Here is a 9979-nt window from a genome sequence, read left to right as displayed (position 1 = left end):
TGCCCCGGTCGAGCCGGGGCATGACAGAGTTGCGAGCGGTAGCTTAAGCCACCGCTTCCTTGGACTTTTCCGCGCGCTTGCGCTCGTTCGGATCGAGATGCCGCTTGCGCAGGCGGATCGACTTCGGCGTGATCTCCACCAACTCATCGTCCTCGATATAGGCCAGCGCCTTTTCGAGCGTCATGCGGATCGGCGGGGTCAGGCGCACCGCTTCATCCTTCGACGTGGTGCGGATGTTGGTGAGCTGCTTGCCCTTGAGCACGTTGATCTCGAGGTCGTTGTCGCGGGTATGCTCGCCGACGATCATGCCCTTGTAGACCTTCCAGCCCGGCTCGATCATCATCGGGCCGCGATCTTCCAGCTTGAACATGGCGTAAGCCACCGCTTCGCCCTGGTCGTTGGAGATCAGCACGCCGTTGCGGCGGCCCTGGATCTCGCCCTTGTACGGCGCGTAGCCGTGGAACAGGCGGTTCATGATCGCGGTGCCGCGCGTGTCGGTGAGCAACTCGCCCTGGTAGCCGATCAGGCCGCGGGTCGGCGCGTAGAACACAAGGCGCAAACGGTTGCCGCCGGACGGCTTCATCTCGATCAGCTCGGACTTGCGCTCGCTCATCTTCTGCACGACGACGCCGGAATGCTCCTCGTCGACGTCGATGACGACTTCCTCGATCGGCTCCAGGGTGGCGCCGGTGGCCTCGTCCTTCTGCAGCACGACGCGCGGACGTGACACCGAAAGCTCGAAGCCTTCGCGGCGCATGGTCTCGATCAGGATCGCGAGCTGCAATTCGCCGCGGCCCGAAACTTCCATCGCGTCCTTGTCGGAGGCTTCGACCACCCGCAGCGCAACGTTGCCCTCGGACTCGCGCAACAGGCGGTCGCGGATCATGCGGCTGGTCACCTTGTCGCCTTCGGTGCCGGCGAGCGGCGAGTTGTTGACGATGAAGGACATCGACACGGTCGGCGGGTCGATCGGCTGCGCCACGAGCGGGGTATCGACCGACGGATCGCAGAAGGTGTCGGCGACGGTGCCCTTGGTCAGGCCGGCGATCGCAACGATGTCGCCTGCCTCGGCTTCGTCGAGCGGGGTGCGCTCGATGCCGCGGAAGGCGAGGATCTTGGTGATGCGGCCGGTCTCGATGGTCTTGCCGTCGGCGCCCAGCACCTTCACGGCCTGGTTCGGCTTGATCGAACCGGAAGAGATGCGGCCGGTGATGATGCGGCCGAGATAGGGGTTGGCTTCCAGAATGGTGCCGATCATGCGGAACGGGCCTTCCTCGACGGTCGGCGGCGCGACATGGCGCACGATCAGGTCGAACAGCGGCTGCATGCCGGCTTCGTGCGACCCGTCCGGGCTCTCGGCCATCCAGCCCTGCTTGGCCGACCCATAGAGGATCGGGAAGTCGAGCTGCTCCTCGCTGGCGTCGAGCGCCGCGAACAGGTCGAACACCTCGTTGATGACTTCGGTCGCCCGCGCGTCGGGACGGTCAACCTTGTTGATCACGACGATCGGCTTCAAACCGACCTTGAGCGCCTTGGAGACCACGAATTTGGTCTGCGGCAGCGGGCCTTCGGCGGCGTCGACCAGCACCAGCGCGCCGTCCACCATGTTGAGGATGCGCTCGACCTCACCGCCGAAATCGGCGTGGCCGGGGGTGTCGACGATGTTGATGCGGGTGTCCTTCCACTGCACCGAGGCCGCCTTGGCCAGGATGGTGATGCCGCGCTCGCGCTCCAGATCGTTGGAGTCCATGGCGCGCTCGGTCACCTTCTGGTTCTCGCGATAGGTGCCGGATTGCTGGAGAAGGCGGTCGACGAGCGTTGTCTTGCCGTGGTCGACGTGGGCGATGATGGCGATGTTGCGAAGGTTCATGAGTGAGCTTCTTTGCGGTCGGACAATGGGTTAAGCGCGATCTCGCCGGTCAGACCGGGACCTCTTCTCGAAACAACGCTTGAAGACTGGAAACGGGGCGCTTTCCGCCCAAAAGGGAAAGCCCGGCATATCGACCGGGCACCCTACGCGTTGCGGCGCAATATAGGCAAAAACGGCCAAAAAACAATGTGTTCTTTGGCCGTTGGTTGATTGAATTTTGTCCGGGGATTCCCGGGGGTTAGGCAAAAAGCCGGGCTCAGCCGCGCCGGCCCTTGATGGCGGCCCAGATCAGGGCGACCCCGCCCAGCCCCACGACCAGGCCCAGGAACACCAGGGGCGCGACGTCGGAATCGATCCGGCCTCTGTCGGATATCGAGATTCCGCCGAACAGGAGTGCACAGGCGCCGGGCAGCAGCAGGATGATCCCGAAGATCGCCATGAGCGCGGTCAGGCAACCGCTGCGCTTGTTCGGCGGGGCAGGAGGCGGTCCCGGCGGGGCTGGTGAAGGCGTGTCGCTGATGCTCATGCCTGCAGGGCTCCTTCGGTTGACTGCGCCGCCAGTTCGGCGCGGATGCTGTCGATCTTTCCGTTCCGGTAGAACAGATTGTAGGTGTCGAACGGGATGATCGCGCCGTTCTCGGTGACGAAATGGATGCAGCTGCGCTTGACGTTGCCGACGCAGAAATTGAAGCGGTCGAGAAACTGCACGATGGTGACGCGGAATACGTTCTCGTAAGTGATGCCCTGCGGCACCTCGAAGCTCGGCAGGCAGCACAGCAATTCGCAGACGCGTTCGCTCGTGTTCAGCGGTCCCGAGGACAGCGAAAACAGGTCGATGAATTTCTCCCTCAGCGCCGGATGCTTCTCCGGGCTTATCGTATTGGGCAACAATGCGACGAGTTGCTCCTGTGGGATCAGCGAGGTCAGCGGCAGCACTTTCTCGCCGTTGCGCAGGCCGTAACCGATCGAGATGCTTTCGGGGTTGCAGGGCAGCGGGATCATGTCCTTGTCGCCGAATACGCCGGTTTCGACCACGCGCTTGCGAATCTCCGACAGCATGATGCGGTCGGTGTTCTTGTCGAAATTCTCGTTGCGGCCGGCATCCTGCACCGGCTGCAGCGTGACGCCGCGCACGCATTTCCAGGTCAGCGCGTGGCGAACGATGTCGCCGATCTCGGCATCGTTGACGCCGCGCTTGATGGTCGCGACCAGCGTGGTCGACACGCCGTAATGCTCGAGATTTTCCAGCGCCTGCTGGCGGATCTTGCGCAAATCCGCGCCGCGCAGATTGATCAAAGCGTCGCGTTCGAGCGAGTCGAACTGGAGATAGACCTCGAGCCCGCGCTTGTTCTCGGCGAGCCGCGCCACGAAATCCTTTTCGCGGGCGATACGCAGGCCGTTGGTGTTGATCATGACATGGCGGATCGGGCGCGCGCGCACGGCATCGAGGATCGCGAAGAAGTCGGGATGCAGCGTCGGCTCGCCGCCGGAGATCTGCACCAGGTCAGGCTCGCCTTCGCTCGCGACCAACGCGTCCAGCATTCGCTCGATCTTGGGCAGCGGCGTGAAGCTGGTCCGCGCCGGCGAGGAATCGGCAAAGCACACCGGGCAGGTCAGATTGCAATGCTCGGTGATCTCGATCAGCGCCAGGCAGGAATGCTGCTCGTGGTCGGGGCACAGGCCGCAATCATAGGGGCAGCCGAATTCGGTGTGCCGTTGAAAGGCGAGCGGCCGGTCGCCGGGCTTGATGAAATCCTTGCACAGGCGCCAATAGGCTGCGTCCGTCGACACCAGCGTGGACTGGACGCCATGCTCCTTGCAGCGCTTCTCGTACCAGACCTCGTTGTCGAGGATCTGGATCTTGGCCGGCACCAGCTTCAGGCAGGTCTCGCAGAGAGATTGGGTCTGGCCCCAGAAGACATAGGGGCGCGACTTACGCAACGGCGCGTTCATGCATGGGTCTCGCTTTGGGCGCCGTCGCCAGCATGACGACGGCGTAGAGCAGGATGGACAGCGACAGCAGGTGGAACAGCGTGAAGGGGCCGATCAGCGTGCCGTAGGGCTTGAGAAATTCCCACAGGAAGCGCTGTGCACCATAGTAGACGAGGACGAGGTGGAAACCATTGGTGATCACAAACGCGCTCCGGTTCAAGACCGCCAGCACGTAGAGCAGCGCGAATACCCCCATAGCGACGCTTTCGTAGAGCTGCACGGGATGCCTAAGGATGCCGTCGCCGAAATCGTGGCCCCAGGGCCATGCCGTCGGCGTGCCGTAGGTGAAATCGTCGAGGCCCGCGAAATAGCAGCCGAGCCGGCCGATCGCGATGCCGATCGCCAGCGGCAGCGCAAAACGGGCGCCCGTTCGGACGGTGATCCCTGCGGACCATTTGTAGAGCTCGATCGCCACGATGCCGCCGGCGAGCGCACCTTCCACAGAGCGCGCGATGCCGCTCTGGCCCGACAGCCACAGATTGGCGGAGCCGAACAGATAGGCGCCGAGGCCTGCACCGAACACCAAAGCGGCGAGGTAGGACCGTTCGAAGGATTGCGTCGGAAACTGCAAGCCCTGTCGCGACAGCCAGTACAGCGCCACGGCCGCAGCCAGCCATGCTGCCACGTCGAAGAGAGTGTGAAGGAAAGCCCCGCTCATGCGGGGACATTAGCCCAGGTTCCCGCCTGGCGGGATAGTGCGGCCGTTTCTTATCCCCGAAGAGGAGCGAGGCGGGCGGCTAGCCGGCTTGCCGCTCCTCGGTCGGATAGACGCCGCGCAGCACTTCCTCGAAGTGCATCTTCACGGCCTCGTTGCACCGGCAGGCGCGCAGGCGCAGGCCCTCGCGGTTACGGACCAGAATCGATCCGCGCCGGGTGTCGAGCACACCTTCCGCCTTGAACGACTGGAGCACGCGGCTGGCATAGCTGCGGCCGACACCGAGCAGTGTCGCGAGCTGTTCATGGGTCAGCGGCACGCTGCTCTCGTCGCCGGTCCGCTCCATCGCCGCCAGCATCCATTTGGCAGTGCGCTGCTCGATCGAGTGAATGGCGTTGCAGGCGGTGGACTGGAAGATCTGCGCCAGCATGCAGTCGGCGTAGCGAGCGAAGACATGGCGCAACGAGGACGAGCGCTGCTTGGCGGCCTCCAGCTTGCTGACGTGAATTCGCGCAAACGGTCCGCCGAATTTCACGCAGATCCGGGTATAGGCCGGCAGATAGCCCTCGCTAACGATACCGCCCACTGCGCCTTCGCGGCCCACCAGGATGGTCTCGACGTCACGGCCGTCCTCATTGGGAACGAGGAAAGTCGCGAGCGATGGTCCGCAGGGGAAATGGACGACCTGGACGTCGTCGCCGGGATTGTAGAGCAGCTCGCTCGCCCCGGCCGTGTCGACGGTAATGTGCGGTGCGAGCAGCGCGTAGTCGGCGTGGCTCAAGCGCCGCAGCAGATTGTTGGTCGGCCGGCTATCGATCTCGGTGGCGTTGCTGGTCCGCGCGTCCATCTTAAACTCCCATCCGCCTCCACATTAGCGAGTTCCGACGAGGTCCTGTGTGCACAAGTAGACAGACCTGACAACTGTGATGTGGTGGTTTCGTTCCGGGAACCCTCCGCGCTGGGTACAGGCGTCGTGACCCGGTATCCCAGTCAGAGAAAACCTCATGCTCCAAGTTACGATGATGGCACCCGCTGTTTCCGATGGTTCAAACTGTCCCGCCGATGTCCTCATCGTGGAGGACGATCCGATCATCGCGATCGACTTCGAGGATCGCCTGCTCGGATTTGGTGTGAAGAGCGTGCGCACGGTAGGTTCAGTCGCGCAGGCGCTGACCGCAATCGCGGCGGATGCCCCCGAATTCGCCTTGCTCGACGTGGGATTAAGTCGCGAGAACAGTTTTGCGGTCGCCGAACGGCTCGCGGCCCTGAAGATTCCCTTCGTCTTCGTCACCGGCTACGGCGCTGACGCGCGCATCCCACCGGAATTCGCCGGCCAGCCGCGTCTGCAGAAGCCGTGTTCGAGCGACGCGCTGGAGGCAGCGCTCCAGGTCCGCGCGGCGGACTAGCGATACGGCGTCAGGCCGGCTTCGGATCGAGCGTGGTCGACCACAGCGCGACGTCGGCGCGGTCGCGCAAGGTCACCGTCATCTGGCCGGAAGCGCCGTCGATCTTGACGTGACCGAAGAACTGCATGCCGGCGGACGGCGGCAGGTTCTGGTTGTCTTTCCCCGGCGCCTTGACGAAACGCACCTCCGGCCCAAACGTATTGTCGAGCGCGTTCGGACCGAACGTGCCTGCGTGAAGCGGGCCCGACACGAACTCCCAGAACGGCTCGAAATCCTGGAATTGGGCCTTGTTCGGATCGTAATAGTGCGCGGCGGCGTAATGCACGTCCGCCGTCAGCCATACGGTGTTGCTGACCGGCGCCATCTTGATGAAGCGCAGGATGTCGGCGATCTCGAACTCGCGGCCGCGCACCGGGCCGTCGCCCTGCGCAATGGCTTCCGATCCACCCTTTGCCGTATCTGACACGACGAGGCTGAGCGGCATGTCGGAGGCGATCACCTTCCAGGTCGCGCGCGAATTCAACAGGCCGCGCTTGAGCCAGGCGATCTGGTCGAGGCCGAGGAAATAGCTGGCCGGGTCGTAAGCGGTTTCGAGGTTGGGGCCGTTCGGGCCGCGATAGCTGCGCTCGTCGAGCACGAACACGTCGAGATGAGGACCATAGGAGATCTGGCGATAGACGCGGCCGGGCTCGACGATGCTCTCGCGCATCGGATACATCTCGTGGAAGGCACGGCCCGCGCGGGCCGCAAGCAGTGCGATGTCGCGCTCCTTGTAGATCGCCGGCAGCTCCTTCGAAAGCGACCAGTTGTTGGTCACCTCATGGTCGTCCCACTGCACGAAGATCGGCACTTCGGCATTGAAGGCGCGAAGATTGTCGTCAGTGAAATTGTATTTGTGCGCGGCGCGGTACTCGTCCAGCGTCTCGGCGACCTTGGCCTTCTCGGGAATCGTGACGTTCTTCCAAATCTTGCCGTCGGCGAGCTTCACCTCGGACTGGATGGGACCGTCGGCATAGATGGTGTCGCCGGAGTGCAGGAAGAAATCCGGACGGTGCTTGCGCATCGCCGAGAAGGTGAACATGCCGCCGTCGTCGGGGTTGATGCCCCAGCCCTGGCCGGCGACGTCGCCGCCCCAGACGAAGCTGACGTCGCGGCGGTCGGCGGGCGCGGTGCGGAAGCGGCCGGTCACCGGTTCGCCCACCACCGCGGTGTGCGAAAGGTCGCGGAAGCGGACGCGATAAAAGATGTCCTGTCCGCCCGGCAGGTTTTCGATCAGCATCTTCGCGGTGAAGTCGCTTTCGGGCAGCGCTGCGATCGGCGGCAGCGCGCGAGCATCCCTGAACGACTCCGTCGTCGCCACTTCGACCAGCATCTGCGCGGGACGGTCGGCGCGCGCCCAGACCACGCCACCGTCGACGGTGACGTCGCCCGACTGCACGCCATGGGTCACGGCCGGCCGGTCGGCCGCGCGGGAGAGATGCGGCATTGCGACCGCGCCAAGCGCGCCGGCACTGGTCGTCAGGAAACGGCGACGGGAGAATTTGATGTTCATGGGACGGACTCGATATCGCGTGAGACGATCGCTCAGGCGACCGCCACGGTGAAGTCCGACGCTATATTGAGACAATGTGACGCCGCGATTACGCGCGGAAGCTTTTACGCGCTGCCGGCGGCCCTGAAATGTGCGCCGGCGCGCTGCAGGTTCTGCGGCAGGCTGAATAGCACCGCCTTGCGATCGGCGACGGCCGCGTGGAACTGGTCGAGCGCGATGTTGAAGGCGGTGAGCGCGGCTTCCTCGATCGCGCCGTGATCGAAGCAGCGCAGTGTATTGCGCAGGATGTCGTCGGCCTCGGTCTGCATCTGGTCGAGGTCTTCGGTCGTCTCGCTCTTGCGTGCCGCCGCGATCATGTCGAGCAGACGTTCACGCTGATGGTTGTTGTTGTCGCGCTCGTCCTTCTTCAAATAGCCCGCAAACCAGGCGCCGATCGAGCCCATGGCCGAGAGCGCCATCAGCGTCCACCAGATGTAATCGCTGTATCTGTCGAGGAAGGTCTTTTCCTCGCCGTCGACGAAGGCGGCCGCGCCGGGATGCACCGGGATCACCGCGTCCTTGTCGGTGTCGGGTGTTTCGATCTTCGCCGCCAGCGGGAATTCCGTCACCAGTTGCTGGCGCACGGCAAAAAGCTGGCGCGTGAACGCGGCGATGTTGGTTTCGGATACGCCTTTGCGCGCCACGATGTGGTGTGAAAAGCTGATCGTCTTGACCTCGTCGTCGGGGCGAACGGGTGAGCCGCCATAGGTGCCGGCCGGAATCTCCGAGGCTTCATAAACCGGATGGTTCTGCGCGATCGCATCCGCGGAATCGATCGCGAGGAAGACCGGCGTCCCGCCCTCCTTGGCAGTGGCGGCGATCGCGTCCGACGTGATCTTGCTGTTGACAGGGCCGGCTGCGAGATAGGCATCGGCCTTCTGGGCCTTGATCGCCTCGGCGGCTTCATTGGCGGGGAACTGTATCACCTCGACCTTGGCAGGATCGACGCCGTATTGCTGGAGGATCACCTTGAGCAGATTGACGTTGGCCTGGGTGCGGCCGATCACTCCGACCCGATGGCCGGCGAGCTGCGCGATCTTGGTGATTTTCGCGCCCTTCTTCTTGCCCTTGCCGGGCACGGACCACAGCGCCACGACGTTCTTGCGCAGGGTCGCGACCGCCTGCGCGTTCTTCGGCACGTCGACGTCGCCGCGCACGATGGCGAGATCAACCTTACCCTCCGCGAGCGCCTCGGCGCTGGCTGTGGCGCCGTCGGTCTGGATCGGCCGTAGCCGCACAAGACTTTTGTTCTGAGTGAAAGCCTGCGTCAGCGCCTGCACGACCTTGAGGTCATCGCTGTTGGCGGGACCGACCGCGATCTTCAGCGTCACCGGCCGCATCGCGAAATAATAGCCGCCGGCAAGCGTGCCCACGATCGCAAGCACGAGTGCCAGAGACACGAGCGCCGTCTTCCGCGCCGCTGATCGCGGCGAAGGCGGGGTGGGCGCTTCGGCCAGGTCCAATCCCCCGGTCATCGATCTCCCGAACAGTCGCTTGAGGCTCAGTTTCATCTTGGCCGGCGATTTACGCCCGCAAGTGTAGCAAATTTCTTGTCCGGCAGGGTTACATCTCCGTCATGGTTAGCGGATGGCGTCTAATCCCGTATGAACCCGGGGCGTCAGTGCGGTGTTAGGGTAAAGTTCCCCTGAAAGGACGGAGGCGACGATGGCAGAACGGCTCTCGGCGGAGGCGCGCAGGCAGGCGCTGGGCGGACTATCTGGCTGGACCGAGGTTCAGGGACGCGAGGCGATCGGGAAAACCTTTGTCTTCAAGGATTTCAACGAGGCGTTCGGATTCATGACGCGTTCGGCGCTGGTCGCCGAGAAGATGGACCACCACCCCGAATGGCGCAATGTCTACAAGACGGTGGAGGTGGTGCTGTCGACCCATGACGCCGGCGGCGTCACCGCGCTCGACATCGAGCTCGCCAGGGCGATGAACGCCATCGCCAAGCTGACACCAGGCTGACGCCTTGCGAGGCGCTGCCGCCTCCCCATCTTGTGTTCAGCACGGGATGCGGCGATCTGCCACCCTTGGCTGAACGGGGAGTTTGTCGACCATGGCTGCCGAACACAGCGTTGGTTTCGAGCCGGCCGACCGGCTCGCGGAAGATCGTGAGAGCGTGCGCCGCCGCTTCTGGCGCAAGCTGAAGCGTGTCGCCGCGCAACTGCCGTTCGCGGAGGATCTGCTCGCCGCCTATTACTGCGCCTTCGACCGGCAGACGCCGCGCCATATCCAGGCGTCGCTGCTCGGGGCGATCGCCTATTTCATCCTGCCGTTTGATTTCGTTCCCGACGTGATGCCGATCCTCGGCTTCACCGATGACGCCGCCGTGCTCGCCACTGCGATCCGCATGGTTGCCAGCCACATCACGAACGAGCATCGCGAAGCCGCCCGCGCCGCGCTGAAGCGCGGGGTGGATGAGGTGGACGCGGAAGCCGCGCAGTAGCTGTTGCCGCATCCTC

The 9979-nt window shown here is 64.0% G+C and carries 10 protein-coding genes; 3 read left to right on the top strand and 7 right to left on the bottom strand.

The features are described 5' to 3' along the window. Positions 1-43 precede the first annotated feature (43 nt). The 5 genes from typA to IVB47_RS08840 all read right to left on the bottom strand — a co-directional run bounded on the left by typA (position 44) and on the right by IVB47_RS08840 (position 5364). A complete protein-coding gene (typA, locus tag IVB47_RS08860) occupies positions 44-1870 on the bottom strand; it encodes a translational GTPase TypA (RefSeq protein WP_007598731.1) in 1827 nt (608 codons plus the stop codon). 256 nt (positions 1871-2126) lie between these two features. Next, positions 2127-2396 carry a hypothetical protein gene (locus IVB47_RS08855; RefSeq protein ID WP_027514926.1) on the bottom strand — a complete coding sequence of 90 codons (270 nt, stop codon included), beginning with the start codon at positions 2394-2396 and terminating at the stop codon, positions 2127-2129. Further along, positions 2393-3823: a radical SAM protein gene (locus tag IVB47_RS08850; protein ID WP_247461084.1), complete on the bottom strand. Its 1431-nt coding sequence runs from the start codon at positions 3821-3823 to the stop codon at positions 2393-2395. The genes IVB47_RS08855 and IVB47_RS08850 overlap by 4 nt, the downstream gene beginning before the upstream one ends. Beyond that, positions 3804-4520, bottom strand: a complete 717-nt coding sequence (locus IVB47_RS08845; protein ID WP_247461082.1) for a prolipoprotein diacylglyceryl transferase family protein — start codon at positions 4518-4520, stop codon at positions 3804-3806. Before IVB47_RS08845 ends, IVB47_RS08850 begins: the two co-directional genes overlap by 20 nt. A 79-nt stretch (positions 4521-4599) precedes the next feature. Further along, complete coding sequence (locus tag IVB47_RS08840; RefSeq protein ID WP_027566332.1) at positions 4600-5364, bottom strand: Crp/Fnr family transcriptional regulator; 765 nt, start codon at positions 5362-5364, stop codon at positions 4600-4602. Between the two features lie 157 nt (positions 5365-5521). Here IVB47_RS08840 and IVB47_RS08835 point away from each other — a divergent pair, with 157 nt between their 5' ends. Then, positions 5522-5923, top strand: a complete 402-nt coding sequence (locus IVB47_RS08835; protein WP_247461080.1) for a response regulator — start codon at positions 5522-5524, stop codon at positions 5921-5923. A 10-nt stretch (positions 5924-5933) separates the two neighbouring features. Here the strand turns inward: IVB47_RS08835 and IVB47_RS08830 are convergent, their stop codons facing one another. Together IVB47_RS08830 and IVB47_RS08825 are read right to left on the bottom strand one after the other, a co-directional pair. Further along, on the bottom strand, positions 5934-7475 hold the full coding sequence (locus tag IVB47_RS08830) for an alkaline phosphatase D family protein (protein WP_247461079.1): 1542 nt from the start codon (positions 7473-7475) through the stop codon (positions 5934-5936). 104 nt (positions 7476-7579) lie between these two features. Further along, positions 7580-9025 (bottom strand): TAXI family TRAP transporter solute-binding subunit, encoded by a 1446-nt coding sequence (locus tag IVB47_RS08825; RefSeq protein WP_247461077.1) that lies wholly within the window; start codon positions 9023-9025, stop codon positions 7580-7582. A 154-nt stretch (positions 9026-9179) separates the two neighbouring features. Here IVB47_RS08825 and IVB47_RS08820 point away from each other — a divergent pair, with 154 nt between their 5' ends. After that, positions 9180-9482: a 4a-hydroxytetrahydrobiopterin dehydratase gene (locus IVB47_RS08820; protein WP_247461075.1), complete on the top strand. Its 303-nt coding sequence runs from the start codon at positions 9180-9182 to the stop codon at positions 9480-9482. A 91-nt stretch (positions 9483-9573) separates the two neighbouring features. Then, positions 9574-9963: a YkvA family protein gene (locus IVB47_RS08815; RefSeq protein ID WP_247357298.1), complete on the top strand. Its 390-nt coding sequence runs from the start codon at positions 9574-9576 to the stop codon at positions 9961-9963. The last annotated feature ends 16 nt before the right edge of the window (positions 9964-9979 follow it).

It is taken from the genome of Bradyrhizobium sp. 62 (assembly GCF_023073035.1).
Lineage (GTDB): Bacteria > Pseudomonadota > Alphaproteobacteria > Rhizobiales > Xanthobacteraceae > Bradyrhizobium.
The sequence above is the reverse complement of the archived record's forward strand: the minus strand, read 5'-3'. Positions and strand labels throughout refer to the sequence as shown.